This is a genomic window from Pseudomonas tehranensis (assembly GCF_014268615.1).
Classification (GTDB): domain Bacteria; phylum Pseudomonadota; class Gammaproteobacteria; order Pseudomonadales; family Pseudomonadaceae; genus Aquipseudomonas; species Aquipseudomonas tehranensis.
In genome coordinates this window covers 1-19,708 of record NZ_JABWQV010000082.1, presented here as the reverse complement: position 1 = coordinate 19,708, position 19,708 = coordinate 1, and the positions used below count along the sequence as shown (strand labels likewise).

Sequence of the window (19,708 nt, the reverse complement as noted above, 5' to 3'; positions counted from 1 at the left end):
GGCGAGGGAGCTTGCTCCCGCTCGGCGGCGAAGCCGTCGTAAAACCGGCTGACGCTGTCTGTCTGGAAACCGCGTCAGGCCAATTTGGGACTGCTGCGCAGTCCAGCGGGAGCAAACTCCCTCGCCACAGAGTGCCGCGTCTGGCGCGGGCTCTATGATGGGAACGATCTTAGTGCTAGTGAATGATCCAGCTCAACAGCCACAACCCCAGCACCAACCAGATAATCCCCATGACGATCGACGCCCGCATAAAGGCGCGAATCGCCGAGTACAGCAGCATCAGCCCGAGTATCAGCGCAAGGATGCTGATGATCGAGGCATCCATGCCCAGTGTGCGCGACAGTCCATCGACAAAGTTGCCGCCGGCATTGGCCAGGGTGTTGAACAGGCCGCTGAGCAGGTCGACGATAAACCGGATCACCGAACCGAGCGCCTGGCCGAGCCATTCGAAAAAGCTTTCTACCTGCATGTGTACGTCCTGATGAGAGAGATCGGAATCGAGCCTTGGGCTTCTGGTTGTAAGAGCGGCGCAAGGCCAAGATCGTTCGATTATGGGGCAAAACGCCGCTTCGTACCGAGACGCTTGCCTTCCCTCGTCATCCCCCCGAAGCTATGCGCATTCAGGAGACCCCGATGAACCTTGTTGAACTGACCGAACGCCTGCATGCCATTCGTGACCGTAACGATTGGCGGCAATTTCACAGCCCGAAAAACCTCGCCATGGCTGCCAGTGTGGAAATGGCCGAACTGGTGGAGATTTTCCAGTGGTTGAGCGAGGACCAGTCGCGCCAGTTGCCGGCGGACAAACTGGCCCACGCCGGGCAGGAAGTCGGTGACATCGTGTTGTACCTGTTGCTGCTGTGCAGCGAACTGGGGTTGGATATGGAGGCCGTGGTGCGCAGCAAACTGGCTGACAGCGAGCGGCGGTTCGGCCAATGAGCGACCGTCATTTCGATCAGCTCGCCACGCGTTTTGCCGAAAAAATCTACGGTGGGGCCAAAGGTGCGATCCGTCTGGCGGTGCTGCAGGCCGATCTGCTTGAAGCCTTGCCTGAGCGTCCGTTGCGTGTGTTGGACATAGGCGCCGGCTTGGGCCACATGTCGTTGTGGCTGGCCGAACGCGGCCATCAGGTGACCCTGGCCGAGCCAGCCGAGCCCATGCTCGAAGGTGCCCGTCAGCGGTTCGCCGATGCTGGTCAGAGCGCCACGTTCATCCAGGCGCCGTGGCAGGCGCTGCCCGACCAGCTCACTGAGCCTTACGACCTGGTGCTGTGCCACGCGGTGCTGGAATGGCTGGCCGAACCCCATGCGATCCTGCCGGTGCTGCATCAACTCACGGCCCCGGGCGGCTGGTTGTCCCTGGCGTTCTACAACCGCGACGCGCTGGTTTATCGCAACCTGCTCAAGGGACATTTTCGCAAGTTGCGCAAAAATGACATGGCCGGTGAAAAACAGAGCCTGACCCCGCAACAACCCCTTGATCCGCGGGAACTGGCGGCGCAACTTGAAGGCTTGTGGCAGGTCGAAACTCAAAGTGGCGTGCGGGTTTTCCATGACTACATGCCGGTGGAGTTCCAGGGCCGCGTGGAGCTGGTGCAGTTGCTGGAGATGGAGCTGGCTCACCGCCGCCATCCGGCGTTTGCCGGGTTGGGGCGTTACCTGCACTGGGTCTGCCGTCCCCTCTGATCTGAAAGAGCAATCGGAGCGCGAAATGAAAGGTCGTTCAGGGTTGTTGGTGTTGTGCCTGGGACTGGCTGCCTGCCAAGGCAGCAACCCGTATGTCGCCACGTCTAACCCGCTGCCTCCGGCGCCGCCGCAGGCCGCCACGGTGTTTGACCGCAGCGCTTACCCCGCGCCACCCCGTGACTACGGACGCTATCGCAGTTGGGCCTGGCTCAACGGGCGACTGCCACCGGGCACCGCTTGGGCGGACTCGGCCCAGGTGGCTGAAGCGGTGAGCAACGCCCTGGATCAACGCGGCCTGCGTCCATTGCATGACAACCGCCCGGCCGACCTGTTCGTCAGTGCCGACCTGCGCCTGGAAACGCGCGTGCGTCAGGTTCGGGACGACTATGATTCCGGTTACTACGGCGGCTACAACCGTTATGACCGTTACGGCCCCGGCTATGGCATGTATCACTCGGTGCCGGTGGTGCGCACTTATCGGGAGCAGGTCGTGGTGGTACGAGTGGACCTGTTCGATGCCCGTAATGGTCAGCCGGTGTGGAGCTCCAGCGCCGAGACCAGCCAGCGCGGCAGTCAGAGCGCGCGCACCGATGCCATTCGCGAAGCGGTGGAAAAAGCCCTGTCGGCTTATCCTCCAAGTTGATTACGCAACGGAGAAAAACCATGTGTCGCCGTCTCGCTCTACTGGCTTTTACCCTGTTGCTCAGTGCCTGTGCGGGTAACCCGGTCAACCACGACTTTGACACCAGCCGGGATTTCTCCGCGTATCGCAGTTGGAGCTGGAAAGAGCCGGCGCTGCAATATCGCCCCGATGATCCGCGCATCAAGAGCGACCTGACCGAACAGCGGATCCGTCAGGCGGTTGCCGATCAACTCGACCAGCGCGGTCTGCGCCCGGCCCAGGCGGGCGGGCGTGGGGATGTGATGGTCCAGGCTTACCTGATCGTCGAGGATCGCCAGCAACAGATCACGACCAACTACGGCGGAGGTTGGGGCAGCCCGTGGAATGGCTATTGGGGCGGGCCGATGTACAACGAAACCCGCAACGTCAGCTACAAGGTCGCCACGGTGCAGATCGATCTGCTCGATGGCAAGGACGGCAAGCTGGTGTGGCGGGGCAGTGATGAACGAATGCTCAGCAACTCGCCCAATCCTACGGATCGCAGCACCGCAGTGCGTGAGACGGTTGCGCGGATCCTGGCGAACTATCCGCCGCGGTAGGTGGATTCAGCATCGATGCAAGCTGACCCACCGCTATCGCGAGCAGGCTCGCTCCCACGGGGATTTTTGCCGGACGCAGGGCCCATGAACACCCGAGAACCAAGGTGCGAGCGAGCCTGCTCGCGATGGCGACATCACATTCAACAAAGATGCCGATCCTCAGCTCGCCGGCCGCCAGCTTCCCACCATATGCTCCAACTCCGCCGAACCGATCAATCGCAAGTCCCCGCTGGACCCCGCCGCACTCGCCAGCAGTGTCACTTCGCTGGGCAGGCGCACCGGTTTCTTGAAGGTGACATCAATCTCGACGTTGGCATCGGGCAAGTGTTCGTCCAGCGCCGCCAGGGTCCTGGCCTTGTTCCACAGGCCGTGGGCGATGGCGGTGGGGAAGCCGAACAGCCGGGCGCTGAGGCCGCTCAGGTGGATCGGGTTGTAATCACCGGACACCTTGGCGTATTGCCGGCCAATGTCAGCCGGCGCGGTCCAGTGCGCCACTTCAGTCAGTGCCTGGAACTCTTGCAGCGGCTCTTCCACCAACGCGCCGTCAAGCTGGACGCCCTTGCAGAGCATCTGGCTCTCGGCCTCCCACAACGGCCCCAATTGATCATCAATGCGAGTCACCAGGTCGAACACCGCGCCCTTGGGGTGAGCTTGCAGATTTTGCACGTTGACGCGGGCCTGTACTTGGCTGACCCCGCCCATGGGCCGCAGTACGCGGATGCGATTGCTCAAGTGGATCAGCCCCAGCAACGGGAACGGAAAGTCCCGGGCGGTGAGCAACTGCATCTGCAGGGCAAACGCCAGTACGTGGGGGTAGGTCGGCGGCAGCAGTCCATTTTCGGCAAAACCGCAGACCTTGCGATAAGCCGCCAGGCGTTGCGGATCGACCTGTATCACTTGGCGCAATCCGTCCTGAGGCAAGGTTTTTCCAGTGACCTTACGCCGTGTCGCGGCTTTCACGTACAGCTCGGACATACCGGGTGCGGCGTTTACTTCATGCCATTGGATCGTCATGGTCATGCTCCCAGAAGACTTTGCCCGCACACCCGCAGCGTCTGGCCGGTAACGGCGCCCGTACCAGGCTGGGCGAGCCAGGCCACGGCTTCGGCGACGTCCTGGGGCAGGCCGCCCTGGCCCAGGGAACTCATGCGCCGCCCCGCTTCGCGCAGGGTGAAAGGGATCTCGGCGGTCATGCGGGTTTCAATGAAACCCGGCGCCACGGCATTGATGCTGATCCCCCGAGGTTGCAGGACCGGCGCCCAAGCCTGGGCCAGACCGATCAGCCCGGCCTTGCTCGCTGCGTAGTTGGTTTGGCCGCGATTGCCGGCGATGCCGCTGATGGACGCCAGCAGAATCACTCGGCCATGGTCCCGCAGAGTGCCACTGTCGAGCAGGGCCTTGGTCAGCACCTGCGGGGCGTTGAGGTTGACCGCCAGCACCGCGTCCCAGAATTCCGGGGTCATGTTGGCGAGCGTCTTGTCCCGGGTGATGCCCGCGTTGTGCACCACGATGTCGACGCCGTCGGGCAGGTGTTCAGTCAACTGCGTAGCGGCATCTTCAGCACAGATGTCCAGCGTCACGCTGCGCCCGCTAAGGCGCGCAGCCAGGGCTTCGAGATCGGCCTTGGCCTGCGGAACGTCCAGCAGGATCACGTCGGCGCCATCGCGGGACAGGGTTTCGGCAATGGCGGCGCCGATCCCGCGGGCCGCGCCGGTGACCAGAGCCTTGAGGCCTGTGAGCGGGCGGGTCCAATCCTGGACCTGAGTGTTGCAAGCGTTGAGACGAATGACCTGCCCGGAAACGTAGGCGCTCTTGGGCGACAGGAAAAACCGCAGCGCACCTTCCAGTTGGGCCTCGGCGCCGTCACCCACATACAGCAATTGCAGCGTCCCGCCATGACGCAACTCTTTGGCCAGGGAACGGCTGAAGCCCTCCAAGGCCCGCTGCGTGCTGGCAGCAAACGGATCGGCGAGACTCTCCGGGGCGCGGCCGAGGATGACGACATGGGCGTTGTGGTCGAGGTTCTTCAGCAGGGGTTGGAAAAACTCGCGCAGTTGCTTGAGCTGATCGGCTTGCGCCAGATGGCTGGCGTCGTACACCACCGCCTTGATTTTCGGACCGTGACCGGGGATCCATTCGGTGGCCAGTGTCGGTTCGCCCCCGTAGATGAAGATCGCGTCGGTCAGGCGCTTGGCAAATGCGCCGATCTGTTCGGTCAACGGTCCGCCGCCCAACAGCAACGCACCTTCGATCGGCCGCAGCCGCCCGGCCTGCCAGCGCTCCAGGCGGGCCGGCGATGGCAGGCCCAGCGCACCGACCAGACGCAAGCCCAGGGGCGAATTGGCGAAGTCGATATAACGGTCTGACATGGAACACACTCCGGCTGATGAGGTTCAAAGTGTGGACCATGATTGGCAATCAGTCGTTCGATCGGCCAGATAAAGCCTAAGCTTGTGCGGGAGCCGGGTTCCCGCAGGCCCATTGGCGCATCCGGACATACACAGGGAGTTCTTCATGACACAGCTACGCCGCGTCGCGATCATTGGTGGTAACCGCATCCCCTTCGCCCGCTCCAACGGGGCCTATGCCACCGCCAGCAACCAGGCGATGCTGACCGCCGCGCTCGAGGGGCTGATCGAGCGCTACAACCTGCATGGCCTGCACATCGGTGAGGTGGCCGCCGGTGCGGTGCTCAAGCTTTCCCGGGATCTGAATCTGACCCGCGAATGCGTACTCGGCTCGCGGCTGTCACCCACCACCCCGGCCTACGACCTGCAACAGGCTTGCGGCACGGGGTTGGAAACTGTGCTGTTGACGGCCAACAAGATTGCCCTCGGGCAGATCGACAGTGCCATTGCCGGCGGCGTAGACACCACCTCGGATGCGCCGATTGGCGTCAACGAAGGACTGCGCCGGATCCTGCTGCAAGCCAATCGCGCCAAAACCACCGCTGAGAAAATCAAGACCTTCCTGCAACTGCGTCCCCAGCACCTCGTTCCCGAACTGCCGCGCAATGGCGAGCCACGAACCGGCCTGTCCATGGGGCAGCACTGCGAACTGATGGCTCAGACCTGGCAGATTCCCAGGGAGCAGCAGGACCAACTGGCCCTGGAAAGTCATCAGAAAATGGCCGCGTCCTACGCCGAAGGCTGGCAGAACGACTTGATGACGCCCTTTCTCGGCCTGACACGGGACAACAACCTGCGCCCGGACCTGACCCTGGAAAAACTCACCGCCCTCAAGCCGGCCTTCGAAAAAAGCGCCAAGGGCACGATGACGGCGGGCAATTCCACGCCATTGACCGACGGTGCCTCACTGGTGTTGTTGGGCAGCGAAGCGTGGGCCAAGTCCCGGGGGTTGCCGATCCTGGCATATGTGCGCGACGGCGAAACGGCAGCGGTGGATTTCGTCAACGGAGCAGAAGGGTTGCTGATGGCGCCGGTCTACGCCGTGCCTCGGTTACTGGCGCGCAACGGCCTGACGTTGCAGGACTTTGATTACTATGAGATCCACGAAGCATTTGCCGCTCAAGTGTTATGCACGCTCAAAGCCTGGGAAGACCCGGATTATTGCAAGACGCGCCTGGGCCTCGACGCTCCGTTGGGCAGCATAGACCGCAGTCGGCTGAACGTGAAGGGCAGCTCCCTGGCCGCCGGGCACCCATTTGCCGCCACGGGTGGACGAATCGTCGCCAACCTCGCCAAGTTGCTGGACGCGGCGGGGCGGGGCCGCGGTCTGATTTCCATCTGCGCGGCCGGTGGCCAGGGTGTAACGGCAATCATCGAGCGTTGAGGGTCGCCTCGCGTTGTTGATGGATCAGTTCCCGCTGGCGGTTGGCGTAACGTTCGGCCAGGATCGAACAGACGATCAGTTGCAACGGGTGATAAATCATGATCGGCAACAGGATCAGCCCCAGGCCGGGGTTGTTGCCGAAAATCAATGCGGCCATCGGCACCCCGGCCGCCAGGGATTTCTTGCTGGCGCAGAACACCGCAGCAATCTCATCGGCGTTGCTGAACCGCAGGGCCCGGGCGGTGCGGGTGGTCATCCACAAAATGATTGCCAGCAACACGGCACTGCCAAGCAATGCACTGAGCAGCACGGCGTTGCCTTGTTGTTGCCAGATCCCGGACACCATCGAATTGCAGAACGCCGCGTAGACCAGCAACAGGATCACCAGTTTGTCGATGATGCTGGTGTAGCGTTTGTACCGTGCGAAAAAACCGCCCAGCCAGCGCCGCAGTAACTGTCCGAGCACCAGCGGCAGCAGCAACATCAGGCAAAGGTCGAGCAAAGTCGCACCTAGGTCGATGCCCCCGGCGCCGCTGCCGACCACGAAACTGACCAGCAGTGGCGTCAGGAAAATCCCCAGCACGCTGGACAGGCTCGCGTTGAGAATCGCCGCCGGTACGTTTCCGCCGGCGCTGCCGGTCAGGGCCACCGAGGACGAAATGGTCGAAGGCAGGACGCACAGGTAAAAGAACCCCAGCATCAGCAGTGACGGCACATGGCGGCCCAGAAGCCAGTCGCTGATCAGCCAGATCAACGGAAACACGCCGAAGGTAAAAACCTGCACCATCAAGTGCAGCCGGATGTTTTTCAGACCGTGGCGGATCTGCTCGCCGGACAGGTTTATCCCGTGCAGGAAGAACACGACAAAGATGCCGATATTGACCACCCACTCGGCATGCATGGCGCCACCCGTGGCGCCAAAGCTGGGAAACAGATACGCCAGCAACGTGGCAAGCAGCATGCCGCACAGGAACCAGTCGGTTACCAAGCGTTTGAGGTGTCTGAAAATGTGCATACGGCACCGCAAGTTGTAAGAAAGGTCGACTTAGCCTAACGTCGGCACTTGCAGCCGTCTTGCGACATAAGGCCAATCCATGCCGACTAACGGACACCAACAACTCGAAAGACGCATTCCCGACCTGACAGAATTGCCCAGGCCGCTTTATGCCCGTGTCGAAAGCTTGAGCGCCGGTTCGTGGACCCAGGCCCATCGTCATGATTGGGTGCAGTTTTCCTACGCCATCAGTGGCGTGCTGGGTGTGCACACCGCCGAAGGCAGTTTTTTCGCCCCGCCACAATGGGCCATCTGGATTCCTGCCGACCTGGAGCATCATGTGGTGACCTCCACCCGGGCGGAAATGCGCAGCCTTTATGTCCATCGCGACGCCTGCCCGTGGGCCGATGAGCGCTGCCGGGTGCTGGAGGTCACGCCGCTGGCTCGGGAACTGATCAAGGCTTTTTGTCAGTTGCCGGCCGATTACGCCCAGGGCGACAGCGAGGAAGCACGGCTGGTGCAAGTGTTGCTGGACCAGTTGGCAACACTGCCGGAGGTGGGTTTTTCCCTGCCGCTGCCCCGCCATGTGCGTCTGCTGGCGTTGTGCAATGAATTGATCGAACAGCCCGACCAGAACGTGACTTTGCAAGTGTGGGCCGAGCGCCTGGGCACCTCGGAAAAAACCCTGATGCGTCTGTTCCAGCGCGAAACCGGCCTGAGCTTTCGCGCCTGGCGCCAGCGCACTCGGTTGTTGTCGTCCCTGGGGTCGTTGGAAAAAGGCGATAGCGTGACCGGCGCGGCGTTGTCCTGTGGCTACGATTCCACGTCCGCTTTCATAGTGGCGTTCAAGGGGATGTTTGGATTGACCCCGGGGGAGTTGTTTAAACATTGAATCAGGTGCACTGGGCGTGGCTGTCAGTTCTTGTCGCAAATGCCTTTGCATTCAATTGCCAACGCTATCCGCTGTCTCGGCTATGATTCGGCTCGGTCGATTTAATCCGGCACATTGTGTGCATCGAAGGGTTCATAAGTCGGCAACCCCTCCCCGTGGAGGGAGGATTGCCGTATAACGACTGTCATTCGCGTGTTCGGTAATAAAGGACCCACAATAAAAGCTGATGAAGACTCCAAAACGCATTGAACCCCTGATCGAGGACGGTCTGGTCGACGAGGTGCTGCGCCCACTCATGAGTGGTAAAGAAGCAGCTGTTTATGTGGTGCGCTGCGGCAACGAGCTACGTTGCGCCAAAGTCTACAAGGAGGCGAACAAGCGAAGTTTTCGTCAGGCGGCCGAGTACCAGGAAGGCCGCAAGGTGCGTAACAGCCGCCAGGCCCGTGCCATGGCCAAGGGCTCCAAGTTCGGGCGCAAGGAAACCGAAGACGCCTGGCAGAATGCCGAAGTGGCGGCGCTGTTCCGGTTGGCCGGCGCGGGCGTGCGAGTGCCCAAGCCGTACGACTTCCTCGAAGGTGTGCTGCTGATGGAGCTGGTGGCCGACGAGTACGGCGATGCGGCACCGCGTCTGAACGATGTGGTACTGGAGCCGGATCAGGCCCGTGAGTATCACGCGTTCCTGATCTCCCAGATCGTGTTGATGCTGTGTACCGGTCTGGTGCACGGTGACCTGTCGGAGTTCAACGTGCTGCTGACGCCGACGGGCCCGGTGATCATCGATCTTCCGCAGGCGGTGGACGCCGCTGGCAACAATCACGCCTTCAGCATGCTGGAGCGGGATGTGGGTAACATGGCGTCCTACTTCGGCCGGTTTGCCCCGGAGCTCAAGCGCACCCGGTACGCCAAGGAAATGTGGGCGTTGTATGAAGCCGGCACCTTGCACCCGGCCAGCGTGCTGACCGGCGAGTTCGACGAGCCGGAAGAACTGGCGGATGTCGGCGGGATCATGCGTGAAATCGAGGCTGCCCGCCTGGACGAGGAACGCCGCCAGGCTGTCCGCGCCGCTGACGACGCTCCGCCCGGCAAAACCGAAGAACCGCCTCCGCCCTGGATGCAGTGACCGCTTGACCAGAAACCCGGCCCAGGCCGGGTTTTTTGTGGCCGGCAAAAGCTCCATATCCACCGTCAGTCCCTTGTGGGAGCGGGCTTGCTCGCGAAAGCGGTGGGTCAGCTTGCAGGGATGTTGGACGTGCCGCCGTCATCGCGAGCAGGCTCGCTCTCACCTTCGCTCAAGCATGCGCTGCCTTCTCGCAACACCCCGACGCCAGTTCCTTGAGAATCGGGCAGTCCGGGCGGTGGTCGCCGTGGCAGTGTTCCACCAGGTCCTGGAGGGTGTCGCGCAGTTCGGCCAGTTCGCGGATTTTCTGGTTCAGTTCGTCGATGTGTTGCCGGGCCAGGGCCTTGACGTCGGCGCTGGCTCGTTGGCGGTCCTGCCAGAGGGCCAGCAATTTGCCGACCTCCTCCAATGAAAACCCAAGGTCCCGGGAGCGCTTGATAAAGGCCAGGGTGTGCAGGTCATCGGCGCCGTAGATCCGGTAGCCGCTGTCGGTGCGATGAGCCGCCTTGAGCAGGCCAATGGATTCGTAGTACCGGATCATCTTCGCACTCAGGCCGCTCTGGCGGGCGGCTTGGCCGATGTTCATGGCTTGTCCTCCAGGTGTTTGGGTGTCCAGAGTTTCAACAGTAACGCATTGCTCACTACGCTGACGCTCGACAACGCCATGGCCGCGCCGGCCAGCACCGGGTTGAGGAAGCCGAACGCCGCCAGGGGAATACCGATCAAGTTGTAGACGAATGCCCAAAACAGGTTCTGACGGATCTTGGCGTAGGTCTTGCGGCTGATGTCCAGCGCCGCCGGCACCAGCCGAGGATCGCCGCGCATGAGGGTAATACCGGCGGCGTGCATCGCCACATCGGTGCCGCCGCCCATGGCAATGCCAATGTCCGCCGCCGCGAGGGCCGGGGCGTCGTTGATGCCGTCGCCTACCATGGCTACCACGGCATTTTTCTTCAACTGCTGGACGATGGCGGACTTATCGGCCGGCAGTACTTCGGCATGAACGTTGGTGATGCCCAATGCCTCGGCCACCACCCGGGCACTGCCGCGATTGTCGCCGGTCAGCAGATGGCTGCCGATGTGGCGTTCATTCAGGGCTTGTACCGCCGCCAGTGCGCCGGACTTGAGTGTATCCCCGAAGGCGAACAGGCCCAGCACCCGTGGCGTTGCGTTTTGTTCGATCAGCCAGGAGAGGGTTCGGCCCTCGGTCTCCCAGGCCTGGGCCGACTCGCTCAGCGAACCGGGGGCCAGGCCCAGTTCGTCCAGCAAACGTCGGTTACCGAGGGCCAGGCGCTGCCCGTCCAGGCTGCCGGCAATACCGCGTCCGGTCAGCGACTGGCTGTCGTTGATGTCCGGGACCTCCAGGCCGCGCTCCGCACACGCATCCAGCACCGCCTTGGCAAGGGGATGTTCGCTGCCGCGTTGCAGTGCGCCGGCCATTTGCAGCAGCCTGTCTTCGTCACCGTCCAGGGCGCTCAAATGGGCGATGCGCGGTGTGCCGGAAGTCAAGGTGCCGGTCTTGTCGAACACCACGGTGTTGACGTCATGGGCGCGCTCCAGGGCCTCGGCATCCTTGATCAGGATTCCGTGGCGGGCGGCGACACCGGTGCCGGCCATGATTGCCGTGGGTGTCGCCAGTCCGAGGGCGCACGGGCAGGCGATCACCAGCACGGCAACGGCGTTGATCAGCGCCGTTTCCAGTGGTGCGCCGTACAACCACCAGCCGATCAACGTCGCCAAGGCCAATACCAGCACGACCGGCACGAAGACCTGGCTGACTTTATCCACCAGTTTTTGAATGGGGGCCTTGGCCGCCTGGGCGTCCTCCACCAGGCGGATGATGCGCGCCAGGACGGTTTCCGCGCCCAGGGCCAGAGTGCGCACCAGCAGGCGACCTTCGCCGTTGATGGCACCCCCCGTCACCTTGTCGCCGGGCTGTTTAGGCACCGGCAGGCTTTCGCCACTGATCAAGGCCTCGTCGGCGTGACTCTGACCTTCCAGCACTTCACCGTCCACCGGGAAGCGCTCGCCGGGCTTGACCAGCACTTGATCATTCAAGCGCAGGGCGCTGATGGCGACTTCCCGTTCCTGACCGTCAATGACCTGAATCGCCCGCTCCGGCCGCAAGGCTTCGAGGGCACGGATGGCACTGGCGGTCTGGCGCTTGGCGCGGCTTTCCAGGTATTTGCCCAGCAACACCAGAGCAATCACTACGGCCGAGGCTTCGAAATATAGGTGCGGCATGCTGCCGGGGCGGGCGATGGCCCATTCATAAATGCTCAAGCCATAACCCGCGCTGGTGCCCAGGGCCACCAGCAGATCCATGTTCCCGGCCCCGGCACGCACGGCCTTGTAGGCCGCGATATAGAACCGCGCCCCGAAAATGAACTGCACCGGCGTCGCCAACGCGAATTGAACCCAGGCCGGCAGCATCCAATGCACACCGAACGGTTGCAAAAGCATTGGCAGCACTAACGGTACGGACAGCAAAATCGCCAGTATCAGGGCCAGGCGCTCGCGATTCAGGTGATTGCTTTGTGCGTCATGGGGTTGCTCGGCCTGCCAGACGCTGGCGTCATAACCGGCGCCCTTGACCGCATCGATCAGGGTTTGCGGGTCGACCCGGCCGAGCAAGTCGAGGTGGGCGCGTTCGTTGGCGAGGTTGACGCTGACACGGTTCACTCCGGCGACTTTGCTCAGGGCGCGCTCGACCCGGCCGACGCATGAGGCACAGGTCATTCCCTCGATGGACAGTTCCAGCGTCTGGACTGGGACGCTGTAGCCGGCCTGTTCGACGGCCTGCATCAAGGCGGGCAGGCTGCCCTCGGGCGCCTGGATCCGCGCCTGTTCGGTCGCCAGGTTCACGCTGACGGCGCTGGCCCCTGTGACGTTGCTCAAGGCGCGCTCGACCCGCCCGGCGCAACTGGCACAGGTCATCCCGGCAATCGGCAGATCGAAAAGGTTGGATTCAGGCATCGGACAGGCTCCCTGTAGTGAATGACTACAGGATCAACCTTGCCACGCCGGGAAGGTCAAGCGCTAATCCAAAAGCTTGTACTCCCACTTTTTATCTAAGGAGTCAGTAACCCAGCCCAGCCGGCTTGAGATACATCCCTTCCTGGGTCATGGCAATGCGGAACTTCAGTATGTCGCCCGCCTTGAGCGTGACATCCTGCGACCCCGGCGCGAGCATGCCTGGGCTACAGCCCTGCGTCTGGCCCGGCAGCAGTTTCAAGCGCAAAGAGAATCTTCCGGGTGGCAGGTTGAAGGAGGTGCTCTGTTCCTGGAACAAACGCCCCGAGAGCTGATCGCCAATATAGATGCCGATTTCGCAGGAAGTCGGCACTTCCAGGCGCTCGCGGGAAATGATCAGCACGCCGTAGTCTTCGCCGACGGCCGACGCCTGAGGGCTCACCGCTGACAAACCGAGCATGCAAAACAGGCTGAACGCTGACCAGCGCATGGCTGAACCTCCGGTGTGAAATCCTTGATGTGTGCAGCTTGGCCGAGCTTGGCACCGATTGCCAGCCCGGCAGTTTTCGTCAGAACTTGACCTTTCCATGATGGCAAGCTTGAAACTGCTGGCAACCTCAATCCCAAGGAGTCATCTCATGCAAACATTCAATGTTCAGGGAATGTCCTGCGGTCATTGCGTCAAGGCGATCACCCAGGCTGTGCAGGCCAAGGATCCGGGGGCGGATGTGCAGGTCGATCTGGGCGCCCGGACTGTTCAGGTCCAGAGCTCTCTGCCGGTCGATGCCGTGCTCCAAGCCATTAAAGAGGAGGGGTACGAGGCCAGTCTCGCCTGAGATTTTTTAATAGTTAGCGACCTATCGGAATGTTCAAGAGCGCCCGGCAGGGCTAGACTGTCGGGCTGCTGACTGACGCCTGAACCTGGACGCCTGATGAACTTCCGTACCATTTTGATTCTTGGCGCCTTGAGCGCATTCGGTCCCTTGGCGATCGATTTCTATCTGCCGGCTTTCCCGGCCATGGCGGCTGACTTCGGCACCGACGAAAATCACATCCAACTGACCCTGGCGGCTTATTTCCTCGGATTGTCCATCGGGCAACTGGCCTATGGGCCGGTGGCGGATCGCTTCGGACGACGGATTCCGTTGCTGACGGGCGTCGGTCTGTTCACCCTGGCGTCTCTGGCCTGTGCCTACGCGCCGAGTCTGGAGTGGCTGATCGGTGCCCGTTTCGTCCAGGCCCTGGGCGGATGCGCCGGCATGGTGATTTCCCGGGCGGTGGTCAGCGACAAATGCGACGCGGTGGGCTCGGCCAAGGTGTTCTCCCAACTGATGCTGGTGATGGGGCTGGCGCCGATCCTCGCGCCGATGCTTGGCGGGCTGTTGGTGAACCTGCATGGCTGGCAATCGATCTTCATCGCTTTGACGGTGTTCAGCGCACTGGCGGCGACGGCCGTGGCAGTGTGGCTGCCGGAAAGTCTGCCGGCCCATGTGCCGCGTCAACCATTGTCTGGGGCGTTGCGCCAATATGGTCGACTGTTGACCGACTCGGTCTTCCTGGGTCACGCCTTGACGGGAGGCATCGCTATCGCCGGAATGTTTGCCTACATTGCCGGTTCGCCTTTCGTCTTCATCAAGCTCTACGGGGTACCGGCCGAACACTTCGGCTGGTTGTTCGGGACCAACGCGGCGGGTTTTATCCTGGTAGCGCAGGTCAACGCCCGATTGTTGTCCAAGCGTGGGCCGGCATTCCTGCTGTCGCGCGCGGTGTGGGTCTATCTCGCCGCCGGGTTGTGTTTGTTGGCGGTCAGTTCCTTGCACACTGAGCGGTTGTGGCCGTTATTGATTCCGCTGTTCATCTGCATTTCCAGCCTGGGTTGCATCCTGCCCAATGCCTCGGCTTGCGCCATGAGTGGGCAGGGTGCTCGTGCCGGTAGCGCCTCGGCGATGCTGGGATGCCTGCAGTTTTCCGTGGCTGCCGGTGCCGCCGCATTGGTGGCGGCGCTGCACGATGGCACTGCCGTGCCGATGGCGATGGTCATCAGCCTTTGCGGGTTATTGGTGGTAGGTGCAGCGATGCTGACCCGCCGCTTGCAACAGGCCCGGACACTGGCACAAGCCAGTGGCCAGGACTGATTCAGCCGGCCGCTCGCTGCTGCTGTTCGGGGTAGCGGTGAGGTGCGTGAATACGCGCTTGCAGGGTGGTGGCGAAAGCCTGGGCCTCGGCCTCGGTGCGGAAGGTCACAACGTGTTGGTCAAGGCGCACTTGCCACTGGGATTTTGCCACTTCTTTTATCAGGATCTTCATTGCTGACCTCCTCACGTAAAAGATTGCGCTGCAAAGGCCTCGAGTGTAGACCTGAATGCGATCGCAATTGTGACAACGGTCAATTCTCAGACTGACGGTGCAGGTTTTTTTTTGTGGGAGCAAAGCTTGTTCGCGATACGCGACGACTTGGCCTGACGGGGAGCCGCACTACCTCCATCGCGAGCAAGCTTTGCCTCCACAGAAACCACCCCCTTATCGGCGGTTAGAAACCTTCAAGCACAATCTTGCCTTTGGCTTTTCCGCTTTCCAGCAGGGCATGGGCCCGACGCAGGTTCTCGGCGTTGATGGTGCCAAAGTGCTCGCCCACGGTGGTCTGCAACGTGCCAGCGTCGATTAGCGCGGCGACGCGGTTGAGCAGGTTATGCTGTTCAATCATATCCGCCGTTTCGAACAGCGAGCGGGTGTACATGAACTCCCAATGCAACGACAGGCTCTTGCGCTTGAGCTTGGTCACATCCAGCACCTTGGGATCATCGATCAGCGCCAGTTTGCCCTGGGGCGCCAGAGCCTCCACCAATTGATCCAGATGCAGGTCGGTGTGGGTCAGGCTGGCGACATGGGTCACCTGAGGCTGGCCTGCCTGCTTTAATGCATCGCTCAGCGGATGGCTGTGGTCCACGACCAGATCGGCACCCAGCCCTCTTACCCAGTCCTGGGTCTGCGGCCGGGAAGCGCTGCCGATCACTTTCAGTGCGGTGAGCTGGCTGGCCAGTTGCGTCAGTATCGAGCCGACACCTCCCGCAGCGCCGACGATCAACAGGCTTTGGCCCTGATCGTCCTGGCCTTCCTGGATTTGCAGACGCTCGAACAGCAACTCCCACGCGGTAATGGCCGTCAGCGGCAGGGCTGCGGCTTCGGCGAAACCGAGCGTCTTGGGCATCTGGCCGACGATACGTTCATCCACCACATGCAATTCGCTGTTGCCGCCGGCGCGGGCAATGGAGCCGGCGTAGAACACTTTGTCGCCCACCTTGAACAGCGTGACTTCATTGCCCACCGCCTTGACCACGCCGGCCACGTCCCAACCCAGCACTTTGGCTGCGCCGTCTTCAGGCTGGACGTTCTGGCGAATTTTCGTGTCGACCGGGTTGACCGAAATGGCTTTGACTTCCACCAGCAAGTCCCGAGGGCCGGCGGTGGGTTCCGGCAGTTCAATGTCTTGCAGCGATTGCGGGTCGGTGATCGGTAACGAATGGTAGTAGGCGATGGCTTTCATAGGGCGGCTCCCTGAAGTGAGTTCGATGAAGCCAATGGTTAGCTATTTATCACCGAGATAAAACCGGCTAAAAGAACAGGCTCTTTCAATGTTTTTTTGATAATGAGGCCGTCATGCTTCGATTCGACGACTTGCAGTTGTTCGTCCGGGCCGCAGACCTGGGTAGCCTTTCTGCCGCCGCCAGGGTCATGGACCTGTCGGCGGCGGTGGCCAGCGCCGCATTGAAGCGCATAGAACAACACCTGGGCGCCCGGCTGTTGGCGCGTTCTACCCGCAGTTTGCGCCTGACGGCCGAGGGTGAAGGCTTCCTTGAGTATGCCCGTGCGGCGCTGAGCAGCCTCGACGAAGGACGCAGGTTATTGACCAGTGGCCAGGACCAGGTCAGCGGGGTGTTGCAGTTGTCCGCCCCCTCGGACTTGGGACGCAACCTGCTGCTGCCCTGGCTGGACGCGTTCCAGGAGGAGCATCCGGGGCTGACCGTGCGACTGCTGCTGGGTGATCGCATCGCTGATCTGTTCAAGCAGCCGGTGGACGTCGCGTTGCGTTATGGCGAGCCGGAAGATTCGAGCCTGGTGGCCCTGCCGATCGCACCGGATAACCGCCGGGTGCTGTGTGCATCGCCCGCTTACCTGGCTCGGCATGGCGAACCTGTTCAGTTGGAGCAACTGGCCCAGCACAATTGCCTGTTGTACATGCTCGGCACGCGGGTTCATGACCGTTGGCGTTTTCATGACGGCAAGCGGGAAATGAGCCTGACTGTCAGCGGCGACCGCTTCAGCGACGATGCCGATGTGGTGCGTCGCTGGGCAGTGGCAGGCGCGGGGATCGCTTACAAGTCCTGGCTGGACGTTTCAACCGATGTGTTGGCCGGGCGTTTGAAAATCCTTCTGCCGCATCTGCAATGCGAGCGCGCGCCGCTCAATCTGCTGTGTGCTCATCGAGCGCAACTGAGCAAACCCATCAATCTGCTGCGGGAAATGCTCAAGCTGCGTTGTGGCCGGTTGACGGCACAATTTGCCCTCTCGACGGGGGACGACCATTAGTCGCATGTAAATAGAGAATTTTCCCTCACGAACAATCGCCTCCAAAGGTTTCCGGAGGACAGGAAACCTCGATCCGCACGCTTATACTAGCGGCCGCCTGAAGCGGCGCGCGATTTGCGGCGGTCGAGCCGCTTTGGGCGGCCCCATTTGCCGGTCACTAGCGCCAGAGCAGTAGACGAATGATTCAACAGGGAGTGAATACATGGAACATGCACCTTGCATCAGCCAGATCGCCACGCTGCTGGCCGACCCAAAACGCAGCGCAATGATGTGGGCCTTGATGGACGGCACGGCCCGGCAGGCTGAAGAGCTGGCGTTGCTGGCCGGGCTGTCGCCGTCTTCGGCCAGCGCTCATCTGGGCCGTCTGTCCGCCGGTGGCCTGTTGAAAGTCGAAGCCCGTGGCCGCAAGCGGTTTTTCCGCCTGGCGGCACCCGAGATCGGTGCTGCCGTCGAAGCGCTGGCCAGCGCGACCCTGGCCAGTACGCCGCGGCAGCTTCCGGAAGTCTTCAAGCGCGGGGTCATGCCGGGCAAGGCCCCGTCGGCGCCCGCTTCGTTGATGCGGGCCAGGCTTTGCGAGGACCATCTGGGCGGCACCCTGGCGGCAGACCTGTATCAGCGCCTGCTGGATGCCGGATGGATCGAGCAGGGCGACCAGCGGGTGATCGTGACTCACAAAGGTGCCAATGAGCTGGCCGGGCACGGCCTGTTCATCCAGGCGCTGGCCCACCGCAACGCCCGCACCGCTTGTGCCTGCCCGGACTGGAGCGAGCGACGTCCGCACCTGGGGGGCGCCTTGGGGGCGGCGTTGCTGCAACTGTTCATGCAGTCCGGTTGGCTGAGCTTGCCCAACGACTCCAGGGCCTTGCAGGTAACGGTGCTTGGTCAGCAGGAAATCCATCGGTTCGCTACGCAGGACACCGTGGAAATGGCGTTCTAGGGCTGCCGACAGGTCGTATTCAGCAATAGCCTCCAGCAAGGTTCGCGCACACTCGAACCTGGGATTTTTTTGGATTGGGGGAAACAGCATGGATACTCACGGCTACAGCGCGGCGGAACGTCTGGAGCGCCTGCCCATCAGCGGCTACCACCGAATTATTTTCATCATTATTGCCTTGGCGTTTTTCTTCGACTCCATGGACCTGGCCATGATGACGTTCCTCCTGGGCTCGATCAAAGCCGAGTTTGGCTTAAGCACCGCCCAGGCAGGTTTGCTCGCCAGCTCCAGTTTCTTTGGCATGGTACTGGGAGCATCGCTGTCGGGCATGCTGGCCGATCGGTTCGGGCGCAAGCCGGTGTTCCAGTGGAGCATCGTGTTGTGGGGCGTCGCCAGTTATTTGTGCTCGACCGCCCAGAGCGTCGATTCACTGATGCTGTTCCGCATCCTGCTGGGTATCGGCATGGGCATGGAGTTTCCGATCGCTCAGTCGATGCTCTCGGAGCTGATCCCGGCCACACGCCGAGGCCGTTATATCGCGTTGATGGACGGCTTCTGGCCGTTGGGTTTCGTGGCGGCGGGCGTGCTGTCGTATTTTCTATTGCCGGTGATCGGCTGGCGCGACATCTTCCTGGTGTTGGCGGTGCCGGCGGTGTTCGTCCTGGTCATTCGCTTCTTCATTCCCGAGTCGCCGCGCTGGCTGGAACAGGCCGGCCGGGGGGACGAGGCGGATGACGTGCTCAGGCGAATCGAAGACAAGGTCCGAGCCTCGTTGGGGCGAGGAGAACTGCCTGAGCCGATTCGTCTGCCGAGGGGCGAGAGCACGCCGGGCAATTTCTTTTCGGCCCTGGCGCAGATCTGGTCACCGCTGTATCGCCAGCGCACGATGATGATCTGGAGTGTCTGGTTCTTCGCCTTGCTCGGTTTTTATGGCCTGACGTCCTGGCTCAGTGCGTTGTTGCAGCAGTCGGGGTTCGCGGTGACCCAGTCGGTGTACTACACCGTGCTGATTTCCTTGGGCGGGATTCCCGGTTTCCTCATGGCGGCGTGGCTGGTGGAGCGCTGGGGACGTAAACCGGTGTGCGTGGTCACGTTGCTGGGTGGTGGGGTGATGGCGTTTCTTTATGGTCAGAGCGCGGTGTTTGGCGGCAACGTGGGCCTGCTGATCGGCACCGGGCTTCTGATGCAGTTTTTCCTGTTCGGCATGTGGGCGGTGCTCTACACCTACACGCCGGAGCTGTACCCCACCTCGGCCCGGGCCACGGGTTCGGGTTTTGCCTCGGCTGTCGGCCGCATTGGTTCGCTGCTCGGGCCCCTGGTCACCGGGTTGGTGTTTCCCATTACCGGACAGGGCGGTGTGTTCGCCCTGGGCGCGCTGTGCTTCGCCGTGGCGGCGGGGGTGGTCTGGTTGTTTGGCGTGGAGACGCGAGGCAAGACGTTGGAGGAGCTGAGCGAGGGTACGGTGGCCGGTTAAACGCAATCGCCTGATGTGGGAGCGGGCTTGCTCGCGAAG

21 protein-coding genes are annotated in these 19,708 nt (G+C 62.0%); 12 read left to right on the top strand and 9 right to left on the bottom strand.

Going from position 1 to position 19,708, the window contains the following annotated elements:
• Positions 1-175: 175 nt before the first annotated feature.
• The gene (locus HU811_RS14190; RefSeq protein WP_025211633.1) at positions 176-469 is read right to left on the bottom strand and encodes a hypothetical protein; all 294 of its coding nucleotides are present in this window, start codon (positions 467-469) and stop codon (positions 176-178) included.
• Between the two features lie 164 nt (positions 470-633).
• On the opposite strand from HU811_RS14190, the gene HU811_RS14185 reads away from it, so the two are divergent.
• From HU811_RS14185 to HU811_RS14170, 4 genes are read left to right on the top strand one after another with little or no spacing between them, the layout of a single operon-like run.
• Positions 634-939, top strand: coding sequence for a MazG-like family protein (locus HU811_RS14185; protein ID WP_186656520.1), 306 nt, complete (start codon positions 634-636; stop codon positions 937-939).
• The gene (locus HU811_RS14180) at positions 936-1,685 is read left to right on the top strand and encodes a methyltransferase (protein ID WP_092452170.1); all 750 of its coding nucleotides are present in this window, start codon (positions 936-938) and stop codon (positions 1,683-1,685) included. Before HU811_RS14185 ends, HU811_RS14180 begins: the two co-directional genes overlap by 4 nt.
• 25 nt (positions 1,686-1,710) lie before the next feature.
• Positions 1,711-2,328: a DUF4136 domain-containing protein gene (locus HU811_RS14175; protein ID WP_092395919.1), complete on the top strand. Its 618-nt coding sequence runs from the start codon at positions 1,711-1,713 to the stop codon at positions 2,326-2,328.
• Positions 2,329-2,348: 20 nt separating this feature from the next.
• Positions 2,349-2,906 carry a DUF4136 domain-containing protein gene (locus tag HU811_RS14170; protein WP_092395921.1) on the top strand — a complete coding sequence of 186 codons (558 nt, stop codon included), beginning with the start codon at positions 2,349-2,351 and terminating at the stop codon, positions 2,904-2,906.
• Between the two features lie 159 nt (positions 2,907-3,065).
• Here HU811_RS14170 and HU811_RS14165 read toward each other — a convergent pair whose 3' ends face one another.
• Positions 3,066-3,920 (bottom strand): MaoC family dehydratase, encoded by an 855-nt coding sequence (locus HU811_RS14165; RefSeq protein WP_186656517.1) that lies wholly within the window; start codon positions 3,918-3,920, stop codon positions 3,066-3,068.
• A gap of 2 nt (positions 3,921-3,922) precedes the next feature.
• Complete coding sequence (locus HU811_RS14160) at positions 3,923-5,275, bottom strand: 3-oxoacyl-ACP reductase (RefSeq protein WP_186656514.1); 1,353 nt, start codon at positions 5,273-5,275, stop codon at positions 3,923-3,925.
• A gap of 145 nt (positions 5,276-5,420) precedes the next feature.
• Here HU811_RS14160 and HU811_RS14155 point away from each other — a divergent pair, with 145 nt between their 5' ends.
• Positions 5,421-6,698, top strand: coding sequence for an acetyl-CoA C-acetyltransferase (locus HU811_RS14155; protein WP_186656511.1), 1,278 nt, complete (start codon positions 5,421-5,423; stop codon positions 6,696-6,698).
• Here the strand turns inward: HU811_RS14155 and HU811_RS14150 are convergent.
• Entirely contained in the window at positions 6,685-7,713 is a 1,029-nt protein-coding gene (locus tag HU811_RS14150; protein WP_186656509.1) for a bile acid:sodium symporter family protein, read from the bottom strand. The genes HU811_RS14155 and HU811_RS14150 overlap by 14 nt on opposite strands.
• A 79-nt stretch (positions 7,714-7,792) precedes the next feature.
• Here HU811_RS14150 and HU811_RS14145 point away from each other — a divergent pair, with 79 nt between their 5' ends.
• Positions 7,793-8,584, top strand: coding sequence for an AraC family transcriptional regulator (locus HU811_RS14145; protein WP_186656506.1), 792 nt, complete (start codon positions 7,793-7,795; stop codon positions 8,582-8,584).
• 226 nt (positions 8,585-8,810) lie between these two features.
• A complete protein-coding gene (locus HU811_RS14140) occupies positions 8,811-9,704 on the top strand; it encodes a PA4780 family RIO1-like protein kinase (RefSeq protein ID WP_047227411.1) in 894 nt (297 codons plus the stop codon).
• Positions 9,705-9,873: 169 nt separating this feature from the next.
• On the opposite strand, the gene cueR is transcribed toward HU811_RS14140, so the two are convergent.
• The 3 genes from cueR to HU811_RS14125 all read right to left on the bottom strand — a co-directional run bounded on the left by cueR (position 9,874) and on the right by HU811_RS14125 (position 13,164).
• Entirely contained in the window at positions 9,874-10,287 is a 414-nt protein-coding gene (gene cueR, locus HU811_RS14135) for a Cu(I)-responsive transcriptional regulator (RefSeq protein WP_186656503.1), read from the bottom strand.
• Positions 10,284-12,677, bottom strand: a complete 2,394-nt coding sequence (locus tag HU811_RS14130; RefSeq protein WP_186656500.1) for a heavy metal translocating P-type ATPase — start codon at positions 12,675-12,677, stop codon at positions 10,284-10,286. Before HU811_RS14130 ends, cueR begins: the two co-directional genes overlap by 4 nt.
• Before the next feature lie 103 nt (positions 12,678-12,780).
• Positions 12,781-13,164, bottom strand: coding sequence for a hypothetical protein (locus tag HU811_RS14125; protein ID WP_186656499.1), 384 nt, complete (start codon positions 13,162-13,164; stop codon positions 12,781-12,783).
• Positions 13,165-13,312: 148 nt separating this feature from the next.
• Between HU811_RS14125 and HU811_RS14120 the strand changes: the two genes are divergently transcribed.
• A complete protein-coding gene (locus HU811_RS14120) occupies positions 13,313-13,510 on the top strand; it encodes a heavy-metal-associated domain-containing protein (protein WP_186656497.1) in 198 nt (65 codons plus the stop codon).
• Between the two features lie 96 nt (positions 13,511-13,606).
• Positions 13,607-14,809: a multidrug effflux MFS transporter gene (locus tag HU811_RS14115; protein ID WP_186656495.1), complete on the top strand. Its 1,203-nt coding sequence runs from the start codon at positions 13,607-13,609 to the stop codon at positions 14,807-14,809.
• Between the two features lies 1 nt (position 14,810).
• Here HU811_RS14115 and HU811_RS14110 read toward each other — a convergent pair whose 3' ends face one another.
• Both HU811_RS14110 and HU811_RS14105 read right to left on the bottom strand, forming a co-directional pair.
• Positions 14,811-14,981 carry a hypothetical protein gene (locus HU811_RS14110; protein ID WP_171061426.1) on the bottom strand — a complete coding sequence of 57 codons (171 nt, stop codon included), beginning with the start codon at positions 14,979-14,981 and terminating at the stop codon, positions 14,811-14,813.
• Positions 14,982-15,204: 223 nt separating this feature from the next.
• Entirely contained in the window at positions 15,205-16,218 is a 1,014-nt protein-coding gene (locus HU811_RS14105; RefSeq protein ID WP_186656493.1) for a zinc-binding alcohol dehydrogenase family protein, read from the bottom strand.
• A gap of 113 nt (positions 16,219-16,331) precedes the next feature.
• Here HU811_RS14105 and vimR point away from each other — a divergent pair, with 113 nt between their 5' ends.
• From vimR to HU811_RS14090, 3 genes are all read left to right on the top strand, one after another.
• Positions 16,332-17,261 carry a transcription regulator VimR gene (gene vimR / locus HU811_RS14100; protein ID WP_092395948.1) on the top strand — a complete coding sequence of 310 codons (930 nt, stop codon included), beginning with the start codon at positions 16,332-16,334 and terminating at the stop codon, positions 17,259-17,261.
• A gap of 202 nt (positions 17,262-17,463) precedes the next feature.
• Entirely contained in the window at positions 17,464-18,198 is a 735-nt protein-coding gene (locus HU811_RS14095) for an ArsR/SmtB family transcription factor (RefSeq protein WP_047227419.1), read from the top strand.
• Between the two features lie 88 nt (positions 18,199-18,286).
• The gene (locus HU811_RS14090; protein ID WP_186656491.1) at positions 18,287-19,669 is read left to right on the top strand and encodes an MFS transporter; all 1,383 of its coding nucleotides are present in this window, start codon (positions 18,287-18,289) and stop codon (positions 19,667-19,669) included.
• The last annotated feature ends 39 nt before the right edge of the window (positions 19,670-19,708 follow it).